The sequence below is a fragment of the Pseudomonas sp. Marseille-Q5299 genome, from assembly GCF_943737035.1.
In the GTDB taxonomy this organism is placed as follows: Bacteria; Pseudomonadota; Gammaproteobacteria; order Pseudomonadales; family Pseudomonadaceae; genus Aquipseudomonas; species Aquipseudomonas putida_E.
Genome location: NZ_CALSFR010000001.1, coordinates 718,622 through 740,477 on the forward strand (window position 1 = coordinate 718,622; position 21,856 = coordinate 740,477).

Annotated in this window: 25 protein-coding genes; 21 read left to right on the forward strand and 4 right to left on the reverse strand. The window is 57.6% G+C overall.

Going from position 1 to position 21,856, the window contains the following annotated elements; all coding sequences use genetic code 11:
* Positions 1 to 60: 60 nt before the first annotated feature.
* The 5 genes from NGJ21_RS03270 to NGJ21_RS03290 all read left to right on the forward strand — a co-directional run bounded on the left by NGJ21_RS03270 (position 61) and on the right by NGJ21_RS03290 (position 5,489).
* The gene (locus NGJ21_RS03270) at positions 61 to 663 is read left to right on the forward strand and encodes a DUF3275 family protein (RefSeq protein WP_251961811.1); all 603 of its coding nucleotides are present in this window, start codon (positions 61 to 63) and stop codon (positions 661 to 663) included.
* A 90-nt stretch (positions 664 to 753) separates the two neighbouring features.
* Positions 754 to 1,008, forward strand: coding sequence for a hypothetical protein (locus NGJ21_RS03275; protein ID WP_251961812.1), 255 nt, complete (start codon positions 754 to 756; stop codon positions 1,006 to 1,008).
* A 65-nt stretch (positions 1,009 to 1,073) separates the two neighbouring features.
* The gene (locus NGJ21_RS03280) at positions 1,074 to 1,670 is read left to right on the forward strand and encodes a hypothetical protein (RefSeq protein ID WP_251961813.1); all 597 of its coding nucleotides are present in this window, start codon (positions 1,074 to 1,076) and stop codon (positions 1,668 to 1,670) included.
* A 33-nt stretch (positions 1,671 to 1,703) separates the two neighbouring features.
* Positions 1,704 to 3,140: a DUF6094 domain-containing protein gene (locus tag NGJ21_RS03285; protein WP_251961814.1), complete on the forward strand. Its 1,437-nt coding sequence runs from the start codon at positions 1,704 to 1,706 to the stop codon at positions 3,138 to 3,140.
* A gap of 99 nt (positions 3,141 to 3,239) precedes the next feature.
* Positions 3,240 to 5,489, forward strand: a complete 2,250-nt coding sequence (locus NGJ21_RS03290; protein ID WP_502943486.1) for an SNF2-related protein — start codon at positions 3,240 to 3,242, stop codon at positions 5,487 to 5,489.
* A gap of 149 nt (positions 5,490 to 5,638) precedes the next feature.
* Here the strand turns inward: NGJ21_RS03290 and NGJ21_RS03295 are convergent, their stop codons facing one another.
* Both NGJ21_RS03295 and NGJ21_RS03300 read right to left on the reverse strand, forming a co-directional pair.
* On the reverse strand, positions 5,639 to 6,778 hold the full coding sequence (locus tag NGJ21_RS03295; protein WP_251961815.1) for an HNH endonuclease: 1,140 nt from the start codon (positions 6,776 to 6,778) through the stop codon (positions 5,639 to 5,641).
* Between the two features lie 226 nt (positions 6,779 to 7,004).
* The gene (locus NGJ21_RS03300) at positions 7,005 to 7,718 is read right to left on the reverse strand and encodes an SOS response-associated peptidase (protein ID WP_251961816.1); all 714 of its coding nucleotides are present in this window, start codon (positions 7,716 to 7,718) and stop codon (positions 7,005 to 7,007) included.
* A 102-nt stretch (positions 7,719 to 7,820) separates the two neighbouring features.
* Here NGJ21_RS03300 and NGJ21_RS03305 point away from each other — a divergent pair, with 102 nt between their 5' ends.
* The 12 genes from NGJ21_RS03305 (at position 7,821) to NGJ21_RS03360 (ending at position 18,683) form a co-directional block, all read left to right on the forward strand.
* A complete protein-coding gene (locus tag NGJ21_RS03305) occupies positions 7,821 to 8,249 on the forward strand; it encodes a LexA family protein (RefSeq protein ID WP_251961817.1) in 429 nt (142 codons plus the stop codon).
* A complete protein-coding gene (locus NGJ21_RS03310) occupies positions 8,239 to 9,513 on the forward strand; it encodes a Y-family DNA polymerase (RefSeq protein ID WP_251961818.1) in 1,275 nt (424 codons plus the stop codon). Before NGJ21_RS03305 ends, NGJ21_RS03310 begins: the two co-directional genes overlap by 11 nt.
* Complete coding sequence (locus NGJ21_RS03315) at positions 9,507 to 9,740, forward strand: hypothetical protein (protein WP_251961819.1); 234 nt, start codon at positions 9,507 to 9,509, stop codon at positions 9,738 to 9,740. Before NGJ21_RS03310 ends, NGJ21_RS03315 begins: the two co-directional genes overlap by 7 nt.
* 1,356 nt (positions 9,741 to 11,096) lie before the next feature.
* Entirely contained in the window at positions 11,097 to 11,795 is a 699-nt protein-coding gene (locus NGJ21_RS03320; RefSeq protein ID WP_251961820.1) for a methyl-accepting chemotaxis protein, read from the forward strand.
* Positions 11,796 to 11,805: 10 nt separating this feature from the next.
* Positions 11,806 to 12,567 (forward strand): TIGR03759 family integrating conjugative element protein, encoded by a 762-nt coding sequence (locus NGJ21_RS03325; protein ID WP_251961821.1) that lies wholly within the window; start codon positions 11,806 to 11,808, stop codon positions 12,565 to 12,567.
* A complete protein-coding gene (locus NGJ21_RS03330; RefSeq protein ID WP_251961822.1) occupies positions 12,552 to 13,109 on the forward strand; it encodes a lysozyme family protein in 558 nt (185 codons plus the stop codon). The genes NGJ21_RS03325 and NGJ21_RS03330 overlap by 16 nt, the downstream gene beginning before the upstream one ends.
* The gene (locus tag NGJ21_RS03335; protein ID WP_251961823.1) at positions 13,106 to 13,636 is read left to right on the forward strand and encodes an integrating conjugative element protein; all 531 of its coding nucleotides are present in this window, start codon (positions 13,106 to 13,108) and stop codon (positions 13,634 to 13,636) included. Before NGJ21_RS03330 ends, NGJ21_RS03335 begins: the two co-directional genes overlap by 4 nt.
* Before the next feature lie 8 nt (positions 13,637 to 13,644).
* Complete coding sequence (locus NGJ21_RS03340) at positions 13,645 to 13,893, forward strand: hypothetical protein (RefSeq protein ID WP_251961824.1); 249 nt, start codon at positions 13,645 to 13,647, stop codon at positions 13,891 to 13,893.
* A 1-nt stretch (position 13,894) separates the two neighbouring features.
* Positions 13,895 to 16,111: a type IV conjugative transfer system coupling protein TraD gene (traD, locus tag NGJ21_RS03345; RefSeq protein WP_251961825.1), complete on the forward strand. Its 2,217-nt coding sequence runs from the start codon at positions 13,895 to 13,897 to the stop codon at positions 16,109 to 16,111.
* A gap of 11 nt (positions 16,112 to 16,122) precedes the next feature.
* Positions 16,123 to 16,872 carry a TIGR03747 family integrating conjugative element membrane protein gene (locus NGJ21_RS03350; protein WP_251961826.1) on the forward strand — a complete coding sequence of 250 codons (750 nt, stop codon included), beginning with the start codon at positions 16,123 to 16,125 and terminating at the stop codon, positions 16,870 to 16,872.
* 11 nt (positions 16,873 to 16,883) lie between these two features.
* A complete protein-coding gene (locus NGJ21_RS03355; RefSeq protein WP_251961827.1) occupies positions 16,884 to 18,353 on the forward strand; it encodes a UvrD-helicase domain-containing protein in 1,470 nt (489 codons plus the stop codon).
* Between the two features lie 18 nt (positions 18,354 to 18,371).
* On the forward strand, positions 18,372 to 18,683 hold the full coding sequence (locus NGJ21_RS03360) for a DUF4177 domain-containing protein (protein ID WP_251961828.1): 312 nt from the start codon (positions 18,372 to 18,374) through the stop codon (positions 18,681 to 18,683).
* A 92-nt stretch (positions 18,684 to 18,775) separates the two neighbouring features.
* Here the strand turns inward: NGJ21_RS03360 and NGJ21_RS03365 are convergent, their stop codons facing one another.
* Both NGJ21_RS03365 and NGJ21_RS03370 read right to left on the reverse strand, forming a co-directional pair.
* On the reverse strand, positions 18,776 to 19,564 hold the full coding sequence (locus NGJ21_RS03365) for a hypothetical protein (protein WP_251961829.1): 789 nt from the start codon (positions 19,562 to 19,564) through the stop codon (positions 18,776 to 18,778).
* 98 nt (positions 19,565 to 19,662) lie between these two features.
* Positions 19,663 to 20,256: a hypothetical protein gene (locus tag NGJ21_RS03370; protein WP_251961830.1), complete on the reverse strand. Its 594-nt coding sequence runs from the start codon at positions 20,254 to 20,256 to the stop codon at positions 19,663 to 19,665.
* A gap of 277 nt (positions 20,257 to 20,533) precedes the next feature.
* Here NGJ21_RS03370 and NGJ21_RS03375 point away from each other — a divergent pair, with 277 nt between their 5' ends.
* From NGJ21_RS03375 to NGJ21_RS03390, 4 genes are read left to right on the forward strand one after another with little or no spacing between them, the layout of a single operon-like run.
* Positions 20,534 to 20,851 carry an integrative conjugative element protein, RAQPRD family gene (locus tag NGJ21_RS03375; RefSeq protein WP_251961883.1) on the forward strand — a complete coding sequence of 106 codons (318 nt, stop codon included), beginning with the start codon at positions 20,534 to 20,536 and terminating at the stop codon, positions 20,849 to 20,851.
* Positions 20,848 to 21,087, forward strand: a complete 240-nt coding sequence (locus tag NGJ21_RS03380; protein ID WP_251961831.1) for a TIGR03758 family integrating conjugative element protein — start codon at positions 20,848 to 20,850, stop codon at positions 21,085 to 21,087. The genes NGJ21_RS03375 and NGJ21_RS03380 overlap by 4 nt, the downstream gene beginning before the upstream one ends.
* An 18-nt stretch (positions 21,088 to 21,105) precedes the next feature.
* Positions 21,106 to 21,456 carry a TIGR03745 family integrating conjugative element membrane protein gene (locus NGJ21_RS03385; protein WP_251961832.1) on the forward strand — a complete coding sequence of 117 codons (351 nt, stop codon included), beginning with the start codon at positions 21,106 to 21,108 and terminating at the stop codon, positions 21,454 to 21,456.
* A gap of 13 nt (positions 21,457 to 21,469) precedes the next feature.
* Positions 21,470 to 21,853, forward strand: coding sequence for a TIGR03750 family conjugal transfer protein (locus tag NGJ21_RS03390; protein WP_251961833.1), 384 nt, complete (start codon positions 21,470 to 21,472; stop codon positions 21,851 to 21,853).
* Positions 21,854 to 21,856 lie beyond the last annotated feature (3 nt).

Consider the following 21,856-nt stretch of genomic DNA (forward strand, 5'->3'; position numbering starts at 1 on the left):
CCATAACCCAACCTCGCGGGAGTACCCGCTGGGTATTCCCTGATTATTCGGGGAGCACAAATGATCTCCATCACTGGCCAGCTGGCCATCCGCACCATCTCCGGCCGCCTTGGGCTTTTCAATGTCGGTCGTCTGAGCACATCGATCGGTGAATTCACTATCAAAGATGCGCTCCTGGATCAGTACCAGGAGGGCAAGTACCGAGGTGACTTCGCGATCAGGCAGATTCGACCGTCGTACTATTCCCATGGCGGTCGACTCGTAGTCGAGATCAGGGCAGAGCTCGAGGGAATGACCCTGGAGGATGTCACTGGCCTCAGTCGAGAAGACGAAGAACATCTGCCGACAAACGTCCCTGATCCCCTTGAGGAAGATGGGGCGCAAACTGCACCACCACAGCGTCGGAGTCCTAGTGCTCCCCGGCCACAGCCGCCAATCAGCAACTCCGCCTCGGATCAGCCTTTCGGGATGGATCCGCCGGCGCCACCGATCGCTGACGACACCGATGCCGAGCTGTTCGGCACGATATGGCCATTGAACGAGACCGTAAGGCTCGATACCACCGTAGACCGGCAACGTCTGCGCGCTCAATGCACGCGGCTGGACCAGCTCGGTTACACCATGGACTTCAAGACCCAAACCTGGACCAGGACTTCACCTTAAGTCGACCAACCAGGCCAACGTCGTAATCACATCCACTACACCCTGAGGGGCCTCCTCAGGGGGCTCCGTTTTCCTACTTGGAGCACCACCATGAACGCCATTTTCAAAAGCCTGAGCAAGCAAGCCCTCGCCAACATTGAAGACCAACTGTCCAACAACGAGGTATCGACCGACGGCGAGCTCATCGACTTCTTCATCGAAGCGCTGGAGCTCACACTGGAGCAAGCCGAGGCCGCTGTACGCCTTCGCGACCAGTACCGTATGCAGATATTCCTCGAAGGTCACGGCCCACTGCATCAGCAACAAGCCCAGGTTTTCGATCCAATCACCCAGTCTTTCAACTGATAGTCCAACCACCCCAGGGGGCGTTCACGCCCTCTGGAGCGTACGCCTTCACTCCGGAGGCGATCATGTATTCAACACACCTGTTCCAGATCGAGGAATGCCGTGACCTGTACGTCGACGCTTGTGTGTGCGACGAGCAGCGAAACCTCGTGTTCCTTTCAGCCTGGGGCCGCGACACCGCCCTGCAGGAGTTCCTCGCCAGGCTCACGCTTGGCCGGGAAGAGAATGGTCTGGACCAATTCCACATCCTCGTGGACGGTCGAAGCATCCCCGTTTTCCCCAACCAGGACCTGCTGGAGAAGCGCACGACGCGCCAGTTCCGCGGCACGCTGTTCGGCAGCATGTTGCACCTCTGGCTGTTCGATCGGCGAGCCTCTGCCCCCGACCAAGCCAACCACTTCGCTTTCGCGCTCCTGGAGCGCAATGAAGCCCCACACCACCGGCTCTGGCCACTGGTGATGGACACTTGCCCACTCCCCCTCCTCCCCCACTGGCGCGAGCCCGTGATGGACGTCCTAACCCAGCAACAGATGCTCGTCTCCCTCCCCGGGGCGATCGGTAGCGTCTGTGCCTGGCGACTCGCCATGAAGCTCGACGTGCTCGAGCCTGCTCTTGGCGCGCTGATTCGCCAGGGCGTACTGACCACTGAAGCTCAGGCCTAGGCCTGAGCACACCTACTCACTCAAGGAACCCTTATGGCTCTCATGTTTCCGCGCCTGGCGCGTAACTTCGCCCGCAACGGCTACTACCCTACGGATGAGGTCACCCTCGAACGCACGCTGCAGGCCCTCACACCTTCCCCCTCGGGCAGGATGAGGATCTGCGACCCGTGTGCCGGAGAGGGCGTGGCCTTAGCTGAAGCAGCCCACATCTTGGGCCGTGACCAGGTCCAAGCGTTTGCCGTCGAGTTTGATCGCGAACGGGCAGAGCACGCGCGCGTGCTGCTCGACCGGGTGCTGCACAGCGACCTCTTCGACACCTTGATCAGCCGCCAGTCATTCGGCCTGCTCTGGCTTAATCCACCCTACGGTGACCTGGTCGCTGACCACTCCGGTGCCTCCCAGTACCAGGGGAGCGGTCGCCGGCGCCTGGAGAAGGCCTTCTACCAACGCTGCCTACCGCTTCTGCAGTACGGCGGCACAATGGTCCTGATCATCCCGCACTACGTGCTGGACGACGAGCTGACGGGATGGCTGAGCAATCACTTCGCCGAGCTACGCATCTACAGCGCAGCGGACCCCACCTTCAAGCAGGTGGTGATCCTCGGCATCCGTGTCCGCCGGCAAGATCTGGCCCGAGCCGACATCAACCAAGTGAGAACTCACCTGCAGGCGATCGGCGCTGGACAACAGGCCGAGGAGATCCCGGCCACCTGGCCGCGGGAACAGTACCTCGTCCCGTCGGCAACCTGCGAGCTGGAGCACTTCTACCGCATCACACTGGAGCCAGAACAATTCTCCACCGAGATCCTGCGGTTGCGGGGCCTATGGCCAGATTTCAACCTGCACTTCGGGCAAGTCGGCCTACAACCCCGAGCCCCGGTCCGCGAGCTATCTCGATGGCATCTCGCACTGGCCTTGGCTGCCGGCGCAATCTCCGGCGTTGTACGTTCAAAGTCGGGACGGATCTTGGTCGTGAAGGGTGACACCTACAAGGACAAGGTACGCAAGACCGAATTCACCGAGGACGAAGAAGGGAACGTCTCAGAAGTCAGGATTCTCACAGATCGATTCATCCCGATCATCCGCGCCTGGGAAATGACCCCAGCGTCATTGAATCTCGGCCAAGTGCTGATCATCAGCTCATCACCAGCCCACATCGACGACACACCTGCAACTGAGGAACCAGCTGCAACGCCATTATTTAACCCGGGACAGATCGTGATGACTGCCGCTGTCAGCAACCTGGTGGAAACCGGGCAACTCAACCCAACCCCCGCGCTGAAACGCCACCTGGCGGGTGACTGGGGGGAGCTGTGCGATGAAGATCGAGCCTCCAACCAGCTTGCACTGACACACGGAGACCGCTTGTTCTCAAGCTACGACATCGACGCCGGCGATGAATCCAGGCTCTGGATCATCACCGAGGCCGACCGCAGCTCCACCACCTTGCTGCTTCCCAACGACTACTGATTTTCGCCGCAACGGCGCCCCCTTCACCCCCAACCCCCAGGGTATGCCTATACCCGTCGGGTTATGTGCATGCCCTGGATTCGATTACAGGAAATGCACATGAACGCAATCAGCCACCCGGCCGCTTCGGTCGGATCCCCTCTGAACATCAACCTGACCGACTTCATCGACGAGTTCGGAGACGAGCTCTTGGAGTCACTCAACCGATCCAACCCCCCGGTCTATACCGGCACCACCAACGAACAGCGCCAAGCCGTGATGGCCAATCTCAAGCGAACGCCCTTCGCTGCGCAAGCTGAGGTTGTCCAAGCCATCGCCGCGCTGCTGCTCGATCGCAACGAACAAGCCGCGATCATCAACGCCGAGATGGGTACCGGGAAGACCATGATGGCCATCGCAGTTGCATCTGTGATGCATGCGGCCGGCTACCGTAGGACGCTCGTCATCTCACCACCTCATCTGGTCTACAAGTGGCGCCGCGAGATCCTGGAGACCACGCCAGAAGCCCGCGTATGGGTGCTCAATGGCCCAGATACCCTGGTCAAGCTGCTCAAGCTGCGCGACCAGTCGGGGCAGGTTTACGATGGCCGCCCGGAGTTCTTTATCCTCGGCCGCGTGCGCATGCGCATGGGATTCCACTGGCGGCTCGCCTGCGGGAAGAAGCGCGGCGCCGGCGGCCAGTTGCTGGCGACCTGTCCAGATTGCGGCCAAGTCCTCGAGGACCTGGAAGGCAACCTGGTCACCGTGGCTGAATTCGGACGTGGTGATCGCCGGCGTAACTGCACCGCCTGCAAATCTGCCCTCTGGACGCTTATGCGCCCAGGGAAAGCTGATGCAGGCGACCGCCGCTCGACGATCCTGAAGTCGATGTGTCGGATACCCACGATCGGCCCGGTCCGGGCGGAGCGACTACTCAACGACTTTGGCGAGGACTTCCTGGCCTCCATGCTGGTAGACAACGTGTCCGAGTTCATCAACTTGATGGACGCCAAGGGCAACTTCATCTTCAGTGACCGCCAGGCCAAGCGAATGGAGCGTGCAATGGCCAACATCGAGTTCGGCTTCGGTGAGGGCGGCTACCAACCGACGGAGTTCATCAAGCGCTACCTACCCGATGGTTTCTTCGATCTACTCGTGGTCGACGAGGGGCATGAGTACAAGAACAGCGGTTCAGCCCAAGGCCAGGCCATGGGCGTTCTGGCAGCCAAGGCGCGTAAAACCTTGCTGCTGACCGGGACACTGATGGGCGGCTACGCTGACGACCTGTTCTATCTTCTGTTCCGCGTCCTTACCCAGCGCATGATCGAGGACGGCTACCGGCCCAATGCGCGTGGCAGCATGGCTCCTGCAGCTATGTCGTTCATGCGCGATCACGGTGTGCTCAAGGACATCTACACCGAGCGCGACGGCGATTCGCACAAGACGGCCAAGGGCAAAAAGCTCTCGGTACGAACCGTGAAGGCCCCAGGCTTTGGCCCGAAAGGCATCCATCGGTTCGTGTTGCCTTTCACCGTGTTCCTGAAGCTCAAGGACATCGGTGGCAACGTGCTGCCCAGCTACCAGGAAGAGTTCGTCGACGTGGAGATGTCGCTGGAGCAGGCCTCGGCCTACCAGCGCTTGGCTGGGACACTGACAACGGCACTCCGCCAAGCCCTGGCACGCCGCGACACTACCCTCCTGGGTGTGGTGCTTAACGTGCTGCTGGCATGGCCGGATTGCTGCTTCCGATCGGAGATTGTCAAACATCCACGCAGTCGGGACACACTGGCCTACGTGCCGGCGCTGTTCAGTGACGATGAGCTGATGCCAAAGGAGCAGGCGCTGTTGAACCTGTGCCTCGATGAGAAAGCGAAAGGCCGCAAGGTCCTCGCCTACACCGTCTACAGCGGGACACGCGATACAACGTCCAGGTTGAAGAGGGTCCTCGAGCACGTCGGCCTGCGAGTTGCAGTACTGCGAGCCACGGTTGAAACAGCTCGGCGCGAGGACTGGATCCTCGACCAGGTCGACCGCGGCGTCGACGTGTTGCTGACTAACCCGGAGCTGGTCAAGACCGGGCTGGACCTACTGGACTTTCCAACCATCGCGTTCCTACAGACGGGGTACAACGTGTACACCCTGCAGCAGGCCGCGCGGCGCTCGTGGAGGATTGGACAGAAGCACCCAGTGCGTGTGGTCTTCTTCGGCTATGCCGGAAGCTCGCAGATTCCGTGCCTACAGCTGATGGCCAGAAAGATCGCAGTGATGCAGAGCACCTCAGGCGATGCCCCGCAATCAGGACTCGATGCGTTGAACGAAAATGGAGACTCAGTCGAGGTGGCTCTCGCTCGCCAGTTAATCGCTGCATGAAAATTAAGGCCACCACTGGTGGCCTTTCTTATTTCTGCTTTCACCCACTCACCGGCGCTCAAGTCGTTGGAGATAATTTCCCGAACGAGCCATTCGGTGTGGCGGTGGTGATGAGTGCGCCCGATTAAAACTAAGCAAATTGCAGCAAATCAACCTGCACACGAATCACATGGAGGAACCAGCTCAAACATACTTTGGGGAGCTGAACGAGTAATCATTTTGATACCACCAAAACCAAAGGTACCACCTATAGCATAGCAGTACTCAAAAAGAAGAATATCTTCAATACCATCACCGTTCAAATCCGCCCGCATCACTTCTACAAGTTTCTGACCCATAGAGTCAGATTCTACAACTATTAGGTTTTGAGATACCCGCTTTATCGTAAGCACACCGTCGTCCAGCTTATCTTGATAACTTACGGAAGGCTCATGTTCCTCTTCGACCTCTCCCATACTAGGGAAAAATGAAAACGGCATCAGGGAAAGATCAACAATACCTACTTTTGGGCTCGACACGTAACTAGCAGACGAAATGCTGGCAGCCTGAAGTGCTTTAAGAAGTCCGCACTGATGCTCAAACCATGCAGCCATCTTCATATCAAACGTAGTCAATGCGTAAAACCCATCCGCATGAGCACTTTCATATTCCCTGCATGTCCTCACCAACCATTGCTCACCATTATCATTTGTAAGCGTTACTCCATCAATGTGAGAGTTTTCACCCAAACGAACTGGCCGATCGAGGAGCGATTCTAAATCGGACTTAGAGACTACAGTGACTTCTTCCTCGTCCGTAAACTGCAGGCCTTCAAGAAGTTCGAAGATTGCTTCAGGCGCTTCAGCGTATTCCTCCAACAGTCTCCCGACCTCTTCGGCCGATAACTCACCTCGCTCTAAGCACTGCTGCAACAAAATAATAGCTCTACCACGATTCTTTCTCCGCTCAATCTTTTCAAGGTTATCGACAACCTCTTGCTTCTTACTTGCTGCAACCCCCAAGAAAAAGTGAATCTGAGCTGGTTCGAACACCGTTGCAGACTTTTGAAGGTTCGCCCCCGGGCGACAAGGCAGCAAGTTACCCCAACCAAACAAATCAAACTCTTTAGGTAGACCAAGCCTAGCAAGGGTCTCCTCTAACAATACAGACTTGTCGGCAAGAGTTTCTGGAACCACATGATCAATATGGAAATTACTTATATCCAGAAGTTCACGCGTGTATGCACATTTACGGGAGTGAGCAAGCCATATTGCTTCTCGCTGAGCAGCGGTGAATGCCTGTTTAGACACGTCAAAATCTCCTTATCATGATGGCGCCATCGAAAAAGCAGTTGTATCCTTCGACACCAGGGTTTGCGTCTGAAAATCAAATTTCCAGCAGCGGGCGCCGGCTTAGGGGCAAGCCTGTCCTATGTCTCTCATTGTTGGCCAGGCTTCAGGCCACAGCGCAAAACCCTTTATTGATGGCACTATGCCAAAACCTTATCGCTTCTCTCGATCGTATACGAGATCCTGATTAAAAATCCAACTGGGTCTGATGATCTGCTAAAGGGCTCAGCAATTCGGCTCCTTGGCTACGCACGTTTCCAATTGCTTTATCGACCGGGTACCAGCGGAAGTCAGCGGCTGGCCGGAAATCCATCTCCATGATCGCAGCTGCACGCTCCGGCAATGTTGCCTGGTCCAGCCATTCCTTAGCTGTCTCCGGCGTAAGCACCAGAGGCTTTCGATCGTGGATATCGACGAGCCCCTGGTCCGCCGCTGCAGTGATGATCACGAATCCATCGCGCTCATCCGGCTCAATGTTTTGGTGCACTTCGGCAAGGGCTGCGAAGTAGAGCGGCGCTCCGTCAGCGCTGGTGATGTAGTAAGGCTGCTTGCGCTTAGGGTCGGCAGGATCCGGTATCCATTCAAACCAGCCGTTGGCCGGCGCCAAAGCTCTACCCCCTGGCCACAGTCCTTTGAAAAACTTGCCCGTCAACACTGTCTCGGCCCGTGCATTGATCGGATCGGGGCGCTTCCCCTTCGCCCAGAATGGCGACCAGCCCCACTTCACGCGATCCACGGTCAACCCATCACCGACCTGTCGAATGATCTCGACTCGTGTCGACGGCGCTACGTTGTAGCGATTGATCGCCTCATGGTCATAGCCATTGATCACCACCAGGTCCAACGATAGCTGGCGTAGGTAGTGATCCATCGACTCGTAGATCGAATACCGTCCACACATAGCTCACCTCTCGCCTGTCAGAAATATCGCTGCCCAGGATTGACCGGAGGAACGATGCCAGATTAACTGTATATGCATACAGCTTGCATCGGACACTTCATCATGACCATCACTTTTCTGGGTACGCCAACCGGCGGTACCGAACCGCTGCCGCTTTACTCGTTTCACGTCCCAGCAGGCTTCCCTTCGCCCGCAGCAGATCACTTGGAGGGCCACATTTCCCTGGATGAGTTGTTCGATCTTCGCGCGCCGCATGTGTACCTGGTGAAGGTTGAAGGCGACAGCATGCAGGGAGCAGGCATCTACTCAGGTGACATCGTCATCGTAGACCGTGGCCGAGAGGCTGAGCACGGCGATATCGTCATTGCAGCGGTCAACAGCGAGCCAGTCTGCAAGCGGCTGCATCGCCGGGATGGAGTGATGATACTGAAGTCCGAGAACCCGGCGTACCCCGCCCGGTACATCATGGAAGGTGACGAGCTGGTGGTCTGGGGCGTGGTGCGTTATAGCGTGCGTGACCATGCGCAGTGAGCAGGTGTTTGCGCTGATAGACTGCAACTCGTTTTATGCGAGTTGCGAGCGCGTGTTCCGACCGGATCTGGTCAAAACCCCCATTGTCGTTTTGAGCAACAACGACGGCTGCGTGATCGCTCGGTCATACGACGCCAAACCCTTCGTGAAAATGGGCGAGCCGTACTTCCAGGCGAAAGACAAGCTGCGCCGCCACGGCATCATGGCCTTCAGCAGCAATTACGCCCTCTACGGCGACATGAGTGAGCGGGTGATGACGCTCATCGAGTCGATGGTACCTGCCACCGAGGTCTACAGCATCGACGAATGCTTCGCTGAACTCAGTGGCATTCAGGGCAGCTTGACCCAGTTCGGTCGACAGGTGCGTTCGCGAATCTTCCAATGCACCGGCATCCCCGTGGGAGTTGGCATCGCTCCCACCAAGACCCTCGCCAAGCTGGCCAATCACACCGCCAAGCGATTGCAGGCTCAAACCGGTGGGGTGGTCGACATCTGCGAACCGTTCAAGCGTGATTGGGTCCTGCGCAACACTGAGGTGAAGGAAGTCTGGGGGATCGGGCGCAGAATGACGGCGCACCTCGCGGCGATGGACATTCGCACGGCCATGGACCTGGCCAAGGCCGATCCGTGGACGCTTCGCCAGAAGTTCAGCGTGGTCGTGGAGAAGACGGCCCGCGAACTGGCGGGCACACCCTGCCTTGAACTGGATGAGGTTGAGCCGCCGAAACAGGAAATCTGCTGCAGCCGGATGTTTGGCAAGCGGCTGACTGAGCTTGCGCCGATCAAGCAGGCGGTCGCCACCTACGTTGGCCGGGCGGCCGAGAAACTTCGGGCTCAAGGCTCGGTTTGTAAACGCATGCGAGTGAGCATCCGCACCGGGATGTTCAACCCTGATGAAGCGCACCACGCTCAAGGCGCACTGGTGGAGCTACCCTACCCAACCTGCGACACGCTGCTGATGACCCGGCTGGCCACCGATGCCGTGGAACGGATCTTTCGGCCCGGGTTTCGCTACAGCAAGGCCGAGGTGCTGCTGATGGATCTGCGACAGCCAGGCGAGTTCTCTGAGGACTTGTTCGCGCTCAAGCAATCGGTGGCGTGTGACCGACTGATGCAGGTGATGGACGATATCAACGAGCGCTGGGGGAGGGGGACGATGCGGGCCGCCAGTGTGCCGGCAACGCCGGACTGGGGAATGAGGCGGGAAATGATGAGCCAATCCTACACAACGCGGATCGATCAATTATGGACCGTGAAATGCTGACCTTGCCGGTAGGGTGGCTGGCGGAGCTGAACGACCAGCCCGCATGGGTTGCTGATCCAGACGGACGTGCCGCGGTGCTTGCAGAAATGGCAATGTCGGCACACCGTCGGCTCGACGTCGATGCTGATCAGCTCACAGATATGCTTGAGTTTGCTGAAGCCGCCCGTCTTTGGGCATTGGAGCATGAGCCATTAAGCGGCATGCCCGGTGTCGATCTGACGCCATAGCTGCACTTCGATGTACTCGGCGTAGCGGTCAGCTATTTCGGCACAACCATTACGGCCCAGGTCGTGAGGGTTATGCGGTGGATTCCAGACCAAAGTATAAGGTCCGCCGGCCCGCCTGCAGGGCAAAAAAAACCCCGCCTAGCGGCGGGGCCTTACAGCAGTAAAACTTAGCTATCGAGGTGATCACGGAACCAGGCCCAAGCCCGGTACACGTTTGCCAACTTGGCCAAAAAATCAGCCACGTTGACGACCTCTATGAAGCGCTTAAGCACCTTCATAGATAGAAACTCCCATGAGGGAAGTCCCTGGCCCGTAGCGCCTGCCGGTCTGCGCAACGGTTTCACTGATAAGCCCCGAAGGGTGTGACCACTATCAGCGAGCCTGGGTGTCAATTGGCCCTCGGTGACCGGCGCGTTGTCCAGACGCGGCTGAGGGGTACTCACGAACGCTGTAACTGTCCGTGTTTCTTCATACCACTGATCGAATGACTAAAAAAAGTCCTTTTACGTGCAGAGGAGGTTTATTTTGCTGTGTCAGGATTTACTCTTGACACAGCACCTCTCAGGCGTTCAAGCCAAATTTACGGTTTAGCGTAAAATAATGATTATTCCCCGCTTGTTCTTGCTTGTTCGTGGGTGTTTACCTTCATCAACAAATTTACCAACCGGCTTTGTAAACCATTTTCTGACCGTTCGACGGACTTGTTCTAGTCGTCCCCGCACGATGTACGCTTTTGGAAGCGTATTGCGTAGTACCACTATGGTGGATACTATCGGCCTGTGACCGCTATCAGCGGACCGCGAAACGAACGTCCATTCGATTCGCACAAACGAACCGCCCCCCAGGCGGTTTTTTTGTGCCTGCGATTAACAGCTCTGCGCGCGTTTCGGACTCAGCGTCCACTGAACGCAAGATCCGGTTTCAACTCGACGGCGAGCGCATGCCTTAAATCAGGCGGTTTTCAGCGTCTCGTGATGGGGACAAAGAATACCACGCTGCAAATCACCAGTCCGCGCAAGTTGTCAGCCCATTGACAAAAGAACACCTTCCGCAGTTCTCAGCAGGTCGTCCGGAGCCCTGGCTCGTCCGGGGTCTTTACCACCTAGCATCTGGCGTGCACTGGAATAAGCCGTTTCCTAGAACCGCCGACGCGAACGCGCAGCTCAGAAGTAGGATGGCCACTGCGGACCATCCGCCCCCCCTGTCGGCTGGGGGAAAGGCGATTTGATGTCGCACCTCCACTTTCCCGCTCAGAATGATACCCGGCAGCAAAAATCCGAGCGGTTGGGCTAATGATTTTCTGCTGAAACAGATTCGTGGTTGCGACAGGGTGTACTCGGCTTCGAGAGGACCTCCATGAAACTGCCCATCCGAAAAAATCTACCTATCGCTGCGGGGCTGATTTCCCTGGGCGCCATCATTGCCTTCCAGCAGTATCAACTGTCGACACTGTCTAGCGTGTTGCATAGGGCAGCAGAAAAAACGTCCATCGACGCACTGCAGAGCAGAGTAAGCGCGATTGACGATCGCTTAGACACTGTCTCCGGAACGCCTCTGGTCACGATGGAGGATTTCCGAGTAAGCCAGCTGGCGCTCTCGAGTCGCATCGATGCCGTGCAAGCCGTAGCCAAGCGGGCCCATGTCATAGCAAGTGAGGTCACACGATCATCCGCGACTGCTGGCGATCTCCTGATACTTCGGGCCGACTTTGAGTCACTCGATGGCAGATTGCAGAAATTCACCAGGTCTCAGGCACAGGCAGTCTCCCCAATGCCAAAAGCCCCACCTTCCAAACCAAGGCCGAGGCCCTCCCCGGTTAAGCCCACGCCAGCCCCTCCGGAGCCTCCACCCTTCCAGATGATTGGCCTTGAGTATCGAGGCGGCGAGCGCTTCCTGTCGGTTGCTCCCACAGGCAGCACCCGCCTAAGCCAGATCTACCTGATTCGCCCAGGTGAGGTGGTCAGTGGCAGCAGTTGGCGGCTCAAGGCAGTCGACGAACGAACCGCGACATTCGACGCCGGTGGCAAAACCCGAACCCTCAGCATCCAGCCATGAGACATCCATCATGAATCGACCGATCATTCGTGCCATCGCCTGCGCCTGCGCACTATCTGCAACGGCTATTGAGGCTGCACCATCCACCGCTGCAGCAGGTTCTGCCACCTCCAGTGTTCAACAACTTACCGGGGAAAGCGCCCTGTCGCTGAACCAGATCCAGAACAAAGCAGCGCAGGAGTGGGGCCTGACTGCCAAGGAATATGAACGCTATCAAGAGGTGATGCAGGGTCCACGAGGGGTGTACTCCCCGGGACTGGACCCTCTCACAGCGCTAGGTGTCGAAGCCCGTTCGGAAAGCGAACGGCGCCGGTTTGCCGAGCTGCAGGTCCAGGCAGAGCGGCAGCGGGTGGAGAGGGAACTTGCTTATCAGCGCGCCTACGACGAGGCGTACCAGCGGCTGTACCCAGGTATCAAAGCAATCGAGATCTCCTCCTCCCCTACTGCCCAGTCAGGCTCGTCCACAAGTGGCCCTGTTCTGGCTGGCAGCGGTCGCACAGCGCTCTTCGTCCAGGACGACTGCCTTCCCTGTATCGACCAAGTAAAGCGCCTGCAGGCTGCCCAGACGCCATTCGACCTCTACTTCGTGGGTAGCCAAAACGATGATGAGCGAATCCGCCGATGGGCCATTCTGGCAGGGGTAGACCCATCCAACGTGAAGAGCCGACTCATCACACTCAACCATGACCAGGGCCGCTGGATTCGACTGGGCCTCGGTGGATCCCTCCCGGCTACCGTTACACAGGTAAACGGATCATGGCGCCGTCAGTGAGGCTCTGGCCGCAGTGCCTTCTGCTGATACTGATCGCGGGCAACGCATCGGCTGTAGAGGATCCGCCTCCGGCGTACAAGGCGATCGCCATCAGGCACGGAGTGCCACCGGTGGTGCTTTACTCGGTCGCCCTGCAGGAGAGCGGCACGCGGCTACGGGGCCAGCTTGTGCCCTGGCCGTGGACGTTGAATGTCGCCGGCACTGGCTACAGGTTCTCCACCCGCGCAGACGCCTGCCGCGCGCTAGGAGTCGCAATCGCCACGGCGGGTCCTGCTCGCGTCGACGTAGGCCTGGGACAGACGAACATCCGCTCGAACGGACATCGCTACAGCTCCCTCTGCGAAGGCCTCGACCCCTACAAGAACTTGGCGGTGACTGCTCAGATCCTGGCCGAGCAGAAGGCCAAGGGCGGAAGCTGGATCGATGCCGCGGGGCGGTATCACCGGCCTGCAGGTGGCGCGCCGGCAGCCAAATATCGCACCTACTTCGCAAAACACCTCAGTCGGGTCACCGGCATCAATTTCGAGGTACGAAACCCATGACGATTTTCCAGATCTGGCGCTCCCAAGTCGCACAACTCTTGGCCCTGGCAACGCTGGCAGTCCTGGCCCAGGCAGCAATTGCTGCCCAGAACACCGTCCTCACCGTGATAGAGGACCGTGGCGGCTCCTCCGCACTGCCCTACTACCAGGACCTCGCACCCGAACCGACTGCCTCTCCACCGATTACAGCCGGTGTTCGGGCTGGCGGAGCATTTCCGGTTATCACACCTGAGCTTAGCCCCGGCCAGGTGCAAGGCCGAGTGATCAACGCCGGAGGCCTGCAGCCGATGTTCATCGTCGGTGACGATCCAGGATCGCAGGCTTGGCTCACACAGAGGCTGCAGCAACTGCAGGGACTCCAGGCCGTGGGGCTTGCGGTAAATGTCAGTAGCGCTGCCCGACTGCAGGAGATTCGCCGCTGGGCACCCGGCCTGCAGGTGATGCCCGTTCCTGCCAGCGATCTCGCTGGTCGCCTGGGGCTGCGGCACTACCCAGTACTGATCACAGCCACAACCCTTCAGCAGTGAGCCCCCGCATGCGCCCATCACGACCTGTATCGCCGGTGTTCACGCTGATCATCAGCCACCCCCTGCATCGCCCCGGCAGAGAGCAAATGATCGAGCAGGTTCGCCATGTGAGCGAACTCTACGGGGGGCGCTTGACGGGCATTTCCCAGATCAATGAGCACGCATTCGCTCAGCGCCTCGCCGATCGCCTGGCCCCAGACCAGGTTGAGGCCGCACGCGAGGAAGCCGACGCCCTGACCTACATCCCGAGGACCTGAGATGGCCACGTACACCCTTGAGTCTCTGCTGCGGCCTCCCGTGGAGCTGTTCACAACAGCGGTCTGCTACGTAGCGGCCGCTTTCTGCATCGGCGCACCGTGGGCTTTTGCCCTTACGCCGTTGTTCGGGATTGTGGCCGCCCTGGGCTTCACCTACCTGGGCACCGTTCGGCTGCTGCAGGCGCGCAGGGTGCTGCGCTACCAGGCGAACCTGCGGCGTCTCCCCCACTACACCATGACCAGCGCGGAAATGCCGATCAGCAACGAGCGTCTGTTCATTGGCCGGGGATTCCGTTGGACGCAGAAACACACCCAGCGCCTGGCCGACACCTACCTTCCCCAGTTCGCCACCTACGTCGAGCCAACGAAACTCTACTTGCAAGCACGCTGGCTCGAGGAACGGTTGGAGTTTGCCCCATTCCCTTTGAGGGTGATCACAAAGCTCACCGGCTGGGACTCCAACTGGAACCCTGCCAGGCCACTTCCCCCCGTGGGCGGGCTGCCCAGGCTGCACGGTATCGAACCGAACGAGCAGAACGTCAGCCTTCCACTCGGCGAACGGGTGGGCCACACCCTGGTGCTGGGCACCACACGGGTTGGCAAGACGCGATTGGCCGAGGTCTTCATCACCCAGGATATCCGCAGGACACACCGCCCGAGATCGCGTGTACGCATGGGGCGCAGAAACCAAGCCCCGCACCGCTGGAGCCGCCGCGGACAGATCGAGCAGCAGGCTGATCATGAGGTGGTTATCGTTTTCGACCCGAAGGGCGATGCCGACTTGTTGAAGCGCATGTACGTCGAATGCAAGCGGGCTGGCCGTCTGGACGAGTTCTACGTGTTCCACTTGGGCTGGCCGGACATCTCGGCACGCTACAACGCCATCGGCCGCTTCGGTCGGATCAGCGAAGTCGCCACCCGCATCGCCGGCCAACTGTCCGGCGAAGGCAACTCTGCTGCTTTCCGAGAGTTCGCTTGGCGATTCGTCAACATCATCGCACAGTCATTGGTCGCCCTCGGCCGCCGCCCTGACTACGAACAGATCCGCCGGCACGTCATCAACATCGATGAGCTGTTCATTGAGTATGCGCAGAAGTACTTCGCGGAACACGATCCGAGGGCCTGGCAGACCATAGTCGAGCTGGAAGGAAAAATTGACCGCAAGAACCTCTCCTTCGCGATGAAGGATCGCCCGCTCCGGGTCGTAGCGATCGATCAGTACCTGACCCAGAAGCGCATCAACGATTCGGTGATGGACGGCCTGCGCAGTGCGGTGCGCTACGACAAGACGTACTTCGACAAGATCGTCGCATCGCTGCTGCCACTGCTCGAGAAGCTCACCACGGGGCGGATCGCTGAGTTGCTCGCGCCTGACTACCTGGATCTCAACGATCAACGCCCCATCTTCGATTGGATGCAGGTGATCCGGAAGCGCGCCGTCGTCTATGTCGGCCTCGACGCACTGTCCGACACCGAAGTCAGCGCCGCCGTGGGTAACTCGATGTTCAGTGACCTGGTCTCGGTAGCAGGTCACATTTACAAGCACGGCATCGACGATGGTCTGCCTGGGCACATGGCCGGGGGCAAAGTGCGCATCAATCTCCACGCTGACGAGTTCAACGAGCTCATCGGTGACGAGTTCATACCGATGGTGAACAAAGCCGGTGGTGCCGGCATCCAGGTCACCGCCTATACCCAGACGATGAGCGACATTGAGGCGAAGATTGGCTCGAAGGCCAAAGCCGGCCAGGTGATCGGTAACTTCAACAACCTGTTCATGCTGCGCGTCCGCGAGACAGCGACTGCAGAACTGCTCACAAACCAACTGCCAAAAGTGCAGATCTACAACAGCACGCCGGCAAGCAGTGCGAACGACTCGGTCAATGGCAAGACAGCATTCACCTCGAGCTCACATGACCAGGTGCAGATGGCGAGCGTGCCAATGATTGAGCCGGCCCATGTCGTTGGGCTGCCCAAAGGTCAGGCCTTCGCACTGATCGAGGGTGGCAACCTTTGGAAGATCCGCATGCCGCTTCCCGCAAACGACCCAGACGAAGTCATGCCTGGCAACCTGCAGGAGCTGGCTGCCGGCATGCGGCGATCGGCGGCGTCATCGAGCGAATGGTGGGAGGCCCCGGGCTATCAAGATTTGAAGAGCGCCCTCCCAGAGGACCTGGTGGAAGACTTTCGCCACGTGGCCACCGATGAAGCGGCGTGAGGGGGTAGCCCATGGCTGATGAAGTTTCAAAGAAGGCTGCACAGCAACAGGAACACCAGGAATCGCTGTTCAGCAAGGTTTTCTGGTTCCCGTTCAACTTCCTCGGTGTGATGTTCGGCTCGCTCATCGCTGCCATCCTGGTCGACTGGGTCTGCCTGTATTTCTTCTGGCCTGAGGCAGGATGGCGGCATGGCCTGCACATGCTCAACAGCGAGCTGAGTTGGCTCTCGAGAGGGCTGGTGCACAGCGCCATTGTGCAAGAACCCGGGCGCACCGCTACGTGGCTGGTCACCGAAGCGTACGACTGGCTGGTCGTCAAGACCGGGTTGCTCAGCTGGGTCCAAGGGATGGAGTCGATCGCCCAAGCAGGCCCGCGCAACGAGCTGGACATGCGCTACTGGGCCGCGCAAAGCGTCACGACCGTGCAGAACTACACCCTGGCAGCGCTTTTCACCGTCTTGGTGTTCTGTGTCCGCTTGGTCGTGTTGACGATGACCGTCCCACTCTTCGCCATGGCCGCGTTCACAGGCCTGGTGGACGGACTGGTGCGGCGAGACCTGCGCAAGTTCGGCGCAGGCCGGGAATCCAGCTACCTCTACCACAAGGCGCGCGCCACGATTATCCCGCTGGCCATTTTCCCTTGGACCCTCTACCTGGCGCTCCCGGTCAGCATCAGCCCCATGTTGCTGCTGCTCCCCTGCGCTGCCCTGCTCGGCGTGTCCGTAAGCATTACGGTCGCGAGCTTCAAGAAGTACTTGTGAGGATGAGCACCATGCAGTGGACCCACGAACAGTCTCCAATCATCCAGTCGGAGGCCCCGAAACTCCTCATCCAGGCCGGCGCCGGAAGTGGAAAAACCACAACCTTGATGGGGTACGCGCAGCACCACTCCCGCCTGCGGATTCTCTACCTTTGTTACAACAAATCAGTGGAAATCGCAGCCCGGGGGCGGTTCCCGCGAAACGTGGTCAACAAGACCGCCCACGGGCTGGCCTTCGCCGTTTACGGCACCCAATTCAGCCACAAACAGACCAACAACCTGCGGCTGACCGACATCGCACGTGCGATCGATACCCAGGACTGGGAGTTGGTCCGGGATGTCGTCACTACCCTCAACAATTTCATGGCCAGCGCCGATGACCGGATCGAGCGCTGCCACTTCCCGCGATTCCGCGATCGGCCATTGCTGACATCCGCCCAGGAGCGGTATCTGAATCAAGGAATAGCTGAGGCGATGGGCATCTGGAAACGCATGACCGACCTGCAGGACACCGCAGTGCAGATCACCCACGACGGCTACTTGAAGCTGTACCAGTTGAGCAAACCTGACCTGAGCCAGAGGTTCGACTGTGTTCTGCTCGATGAAGCCCAGGATGTGAACCCTGTAATCGCCGACATTGTGCGTATCCAGCGCACTCGGAAGGTGGCGGTAGGTGATCAACACCAGCAGATCTACCGCTTTCGTGGTGCAGAAGATGCCCTCAACGCTGACTGGATGGCAGGAGCTGAGAAGCACTACCTGACCCAGAGCTTCAGATTCGGCCCCGCTGTTGCCCATGTCGCCAATATCATCCTGTCCTACAAGGGGGAGCGCAGGAAGTTGCAAGGGCTGGGCGAGAAGACCCTGGTGAAGAAAGCACTCCCGGCAGGACTTCCACACCGTACCTACATCCATCGCACCGTCATCGGCGTTATCGAAAACGCTCTTTGTCTGGTCACCGAGAAGCCCAACTTTTACTGGGTAGGCGGCATCGACAGCTACTCGGTTCGCGACCTGGAAGACCTCTTCAATTTCAGCCGGCAGCAGCGCGACCTGGTGCAGAACAAAAAACTGCTCCGGGACTACCGGGACTATGCCCAGTACGTAGAGATCGCCGAGGTGAGCCAGGACAGCGAGATGCTCCGGTCGATCAAGATCATCAACATGTATCCAGATCTGCCTCAACGGATCCTGGCTCTGCGCTCCTGCACGGTGGACAAAGAGCTTGATGCAACGATCACCCTGACCTCTGCACATAAGGCGAAAGGCCTGGAGTGGGACTTCGTTGAGCTGTTCGACGATTTCACGGCAGACCCGCTTGCACCTGATATCGACTCAGGTCGACGAGATGATGAGCTGAACCTTCTGTATGTCGCTGTCACCCGAGCGATGAAGATCCTGGCGATCAATAGCCTGGTGCTGTCCATCATGGGGCGTTACGTCGACGCGCTCGCCCCTGAAGGCCGGCAAATCCGCGGCTAAATGAATATTGGAGCTAGCATGAGCAAAAAATTCGAGCACAGGGCTGAGTACGTCGCGATACCCTTCAAGGCTGCGACTAGCGGCACCTGGATTTTCAAAGCCACGGAGCAGACGTTGGAGCCCGATGTTGACGCACTCCTGGCGAAAAATGAACACCTTCAATCAACGATACTTAAGCTCGGCGCTGAGGGCTGGGAACTTGTTAGCACACAACCCGTATACCGAGGGGAGATCAAGAATGGCAATCAGAACGCCCAAGCGTGGGCCTACGGGTTTGCTATGCCGATCGGCTACCTACTTTTCTTTAAACGCGAGTCCAGTTATGACTAGGCTCTATTCGAAAAAATCGCAAAAAACGCATAAAACAATTTGGCAAGACCATAACGAGATAGATTTATTGCGCTGCAGCGCACAACCACACATCATTCCAAAATTACTTTTCTGGCCAATTGATCGAGCACACCAACCAGTTCAGGCCTGCCTTGCTTGATAAATTCCGCCTTCGCACCCTCTAAAACTTGCAACAGCTTCTCCGGACAGTAATCGAATGTCGACTCTTCTGCTAGATTGAAATTTGTCTGCCCGGCGACAGCACTCATCTCTGGAACCAATGCACTATCGTATTTAGCGATAAGATTATCCAGATGACTGATTGCTTCTTTAACCCATTCGATTGAGTCACCAATCAACTCAATTAGAAACTTGAAGAAAACTTCTCTATCTGGCGGATAAAGAATGTCGATTTCGTGATCAAAGAGCTTTTGGCTTCCCGAAGGCCCTAGAAAAGAATTTATCGACGACTCAAGAAGTGCCTTGTGACACAGATATACATCTATAGGGGCGAAATTTTTTTCATGAAAAATTTCAGGTATCCATTGAACGGCACGCTCGGTGACTTTGGTGTCAAAGTGCCCCGCCGACCTATTCCTTACGTGGTCGATAAAATCAACGCGCTTATGTATACGCTTGGTATTTTCTCTAAGCTCTACTGAAGAGCTACTCCTGAGGATTGGCATGACCCTACCTATACAGTCGGCCAGATTTTTCAATGTAATGAATGAATCGCGAACAAGGCGTAGCTCATTGATGGAACCAAAGATATCCGAAGATGAGTCATTTAATTTATAAAAATAATCTTCAAGATCGTGCTTTATTATCACAAGGGTAAGCCAAGTGGCTTTCTCGGTGATTTGATATTTTTCTTTACTCATGACTCAATCGCTAAATTATGTGACTCGACAATGACATGTAAAGCGAAATCATGGCGGCATGGCCAGCGGCAAGCTTATGGAAGCTGCGCACCACAATTCTATACCCTGCCCGGACCTGCCAAGTAATGCTGTTCAGTACCCTCGAGCAGGGAGAGGGGGAAATTATAGAGGCGACCGTGGGTCTTGATGAAAGGAGATAAAGTTTTTGCCATCCATTCAATTTTTGGATAGAGATCGGCGACTAAGGACTGGGTTTTATTCCAGTTTGGATCTAACAATTCCAGAATCTGTTTCTCGCTGACTTCTGGACTTATTTCAGGACCATAAACCGAACCACGGAGCATTGGAACAAGCTCTCTAATAATTCTTAAGTCGCCTGCAGCATCTAACTCCATGATCCGCCCAGACTCTTCAGGGGTCATTGCCTGGCCATGAATTTGCGCAGCGATACCTGCGTAAAGAACCTGAAACCGTCTGTCCAGGTAGTCCTTAAGGTCATCAATTGTATTCAGTACAGGTGCAGTGAAAACCATAGAGGAACCGTCCTGCTGGTATTCATTTACTCCTTTTTTCACCTCCCCCTTGAATATAGTGATTTGGATGTCCCCAGCGCGAAACCCTACGTGTCGACTCACCAGCCAATGGCCTAATTCATGCTTAAGGACTTTCAGTCGAACGTCAACAAAACTCATTTAAAGCCTCTTTGCCCTACGGTTCTAAAAATCACCAACCAGCGCAGGCTCCGTTAACTCCCGAAATCTGATCAGTAAGCCTCAAATCGAACGCCCACCGAAGTCGGTCGGGCATGCTTCCAAAGCATGGATGCATTGGAAAAAAAATTCTACGGACTCCGAATAAGTATTTCTTGCGGCATGCCCTCCCCTGGCCTCGGCATCCTGACGCTCACAGTCAGCCTTGCCGAGCCCAGTCGTGAACAAGCCATCCCTCCTCCTTGCATCTCCTCGCCGAATCCTGCTTGGCGTGCTGATCAGCGTCAGCGGCGGCTTTTCATTCGCACCCAGCACCCAAGCGGCCGGTGCATCGGAGCAGGCCAACATCGAGGTGATGATCCGCCAGCTGAATGCCCTGGAGGACTCGGCACGGCGTAGCGCCACGATCGCTAGCGAACCTGGGCAGCGCTACTACTTCGATTACGAGCGCCTGGCCGGCGACATCCAGCGCGTTCGCCAAGGCCTGCAGGAGTACTTGACCCCAAGTCGCGCTCAGCCACGGGATCCCGCAGAGCTGGCAGGCAAGTACACCCTCACCGGCGGGCGGATGCCATGAGCATGAGCGGCGCGCAACTAGCAGCTTTCAACGCCGCCAGCGGCGTTACGCCCCAGGCCAGCACCGTTCTGTTCGTGGGCACGGTCATCACTCTATCCACGCTGTGGGCAGTCTGGGCGCTGTACAGCATCTACCGAGGCTGGGCGACCCAGAACCTCGACAAACACATTGCAGCGTCGTCGACCATCAAAGTCATCGTGCTGCTGATGATTCTTTCTGCACTCGTTCTCAGCTAGCTAACAAGGAGTTAGTCGATGTCCCTTCGAAAAACCACCAAGTCCCTCATTTGCGCTGCCTCCGCTGCAGTGGCCCTACTTCCTGGCTTAGCAGCTGCAGCCCTACCTGGTGCCCAGGCACCCACTCGGGGTGAAGGCACCAGCTGGCTGCAAACGATCCAGAACTATGGCTACGACGGATTCATGCTGGTCGGCCTGTTGCTGCTGGGGGGCATGATGGTGGGCGTCTCATCCCATGCATACGGGGTTTACCACGAGATCCATGAGGGCAAGAAGAAGTGGCGAGACCTGGGGCTCACCGCCGTGGTCGGGGTCTGCCTGATCGGCGTAGGGATCTTCATGGTGACCAAGGCAACTGGCGTTCTTTAACCGGTGATGCGAGATGGCTGAGACCACTTACCTCAAGGATGGAACGCTCGACTTCCTCCCCCACAACCTGAACCGGCAACCCATCGTCATGGGTGGCCTGACCGCCGATGAAATGTGGGGGACGGTTGGTGCTTGCGGGGGTGCCGGCGTGATCCTGGGCATCCCTGTGTCGTTCTTGTTCGGCAACCCATCGCTCTTCATTGCATGTGCACTCGTAGGCGGAGCATTGGGTTTGACCGTGGCCAGCCGAATCCTGCGGAAGATGAAACGCGGTCGACCTGATACCTGGTTTTACCGCCAGCTCCAGTTCTACAAGGCTCAACACCTCCCCTTCCTCGGTGCCGCCCAGCTGGTCACCCGGGAAGGTGCGTGGACCTGCCGTCGTACAGGAAAGTAGGGA

What these genes read in the sequence shown, in the direction of transcription:
- NGJ21_RS03315 (WP_251961819.1), top strand. Translation starts at nt 9,507, where the DNA reads ATGCTGACCTTGCCGGTAGGGTGGCTGGCGGAGCTGAACGACCAGCCC.
- NGJ21_RS03340 (WP_251961824.1), top strand. Translation starts at nt 13,645, where the DNA reads ATGCGCCCATCACGACCTGTATCGCCGGTGTTCACGCTGATCATCAGC.
- NGJ21_RS03385 (WP_251961832.1), top strand. Translation starts at nt 21,106, where the DNA reads ATGTCCCTTCGAAAAACCACCAAGTCCCTCATTTGCGCTGCCTCCGCT.
- NGJ21_RS03365 (WP_251961829.1), bottom strand. Translation starts at nt 19,564, where the DNA reads ATGAGTAAAGAAAAATATCAAATCACCGAGAAAGCCACTTGGCTTACC.
- NGJ21_RS03325 (WP_251961821.1), top strand. Translation starts at nt 11,806, where the DNA reads ATGAATCGACCGATCATTCGTGCCATCGCCTGCGCCTGCGCACTATCT.
- NGJ21_RS03310 (WP_251961818.1), top strand. Translation starts at nt 8,239, where the DNA reads ATGCGCAGTGAGCAGGTGTTTGCGCTGATAGACTGCAACTCGTTTTAT.
- NGJ21_RS03275 (WP_251961812.1), top strand. Translation starts at nt 754, where the DNA reads ATGAACGCCATTTTCAAAAGCCTGAGCAAGCAAGCCCTCGCCAACATT.
- NGJ21_RS03350 (WP_251961826.1), top strand. Translation starts at nt 16,123, where the DNA reads ATGGCTGATGAAGTTTCAAAGAAGGCTGCACAGCAACAGGAACACCAG.
- NGJ21_RS03285 (WP_251961814.1), top strand. Translation starts at nt 1,704, where the DNA reads ATGGCTCTCATGTTTCCGCGCCTGGCGCGTAACTTCGCCCGCAACGGC.
- NGJ21_RS03380 (WP_251961831.1), top strand. Translation starts at nt 20,848, where the DNA reads ATGAGCATGAGCGGCGCGCAACTAGCAGCTTTCAACGCCGCCAGCGGC.
- NGJ21_RS03320 (WP_251961820.1), top strand. Translation starts at nt 11,097, where the DNA reads ATGAAACTGCCCATCCGAAAAAATCTACCTATCGCTGCGGGGCTGATT.
- NGJ21_RS03370 (WP_251961830.1), bottom strand. Translation starts at nt 20,256, where the DNA reads ATGAGTTTTGTTGACGTTCGACTGAAAGTCCTTAAGCATGAATTAGGC.
- NGJ21_RS03270 (WP_251961811.1), top strand. Translation starts at nt 61, where the DNA reads ATGATCTCCATCACTGGCCAGCTGGCCATCCGCACCATCTCCGGCCGC.
- NGJ21_RS03280 (WP_251961813.1), top strand. Translation starts at nt 1,074, where the DNA reads ATGTATTCAACACACCTGTTCCAGATCGAGGAATGCCGTGACCTGTAC.
- NGJ21_RS03300 (WP_251961816.1), bottom strand. Translation starts at nt 7,718, where the DNA reads ATGTGTGGACGGTATTCGATCTACGAGTCGATGGATCACTACCTACGC.
- NGJ21_RS03305 (WP_251961817.1), top strand. Translation starts at nt 7,821, where the DNA reads ATGACCATCACTTTTCTGGGTACGCCAACCGGCGGTACCGAACCGCTG.
- NGJ21_RS03355 (WP_251961827.1), top strand. Translation starts at nt 16,884, where the DNA reads ATGCAGTGGACCCACGAACAGTCTCCAATCATCCAGTCGGAGGCCCCG.
- traD (WP_251961825.1), top strand. Translation starts at nt 13,895, where the DNA reads ATGGCCACGTACACCCTTGAGTCTCTGCTGCGGCCTCCCGTGGAGCTG.
- NGJ21_RS03335 (WP_251961823.1), top strand. Translation starts at nt 13,106, where the DNA reads ATGACGATTTTCCAGATCTGGCGCTCCCAAGTCGCACAACTCTTGGCC.
- NGJ21_RS03360 (WP_251961828.1), top strand. Translation starts at nt 18,372, where the DNA reads ATGAGCAAAAAATTCGAGCACAGGGCTGAGTACGTCGCGATACCCTTC.
- NGJ21_RS03390 (WP_251961833.1), top strand. Translation starts at nt 21,470, where the DNA reads ATGGCTGAGACCACTTACCTCAAGGATGGAACGCTCGACTTCCTCCCC.
- NGJ21_RS03290 (WP_502943486.1), top strand. Translation starts at nt 3,240, where the DNA reads ATGAACGCAATCAGCCACCCGGCCGCTTCGGTCGGATCCCCTCTGAAC.
- NGJ21_RS03330 (WP_251961822.1), top strand. Translation starts at nt 12,552, where the DNA reads ATGGCGCCGTCAGTGAGGCTCTGGCCGCAGTGCCTTCTGCTGATACTG.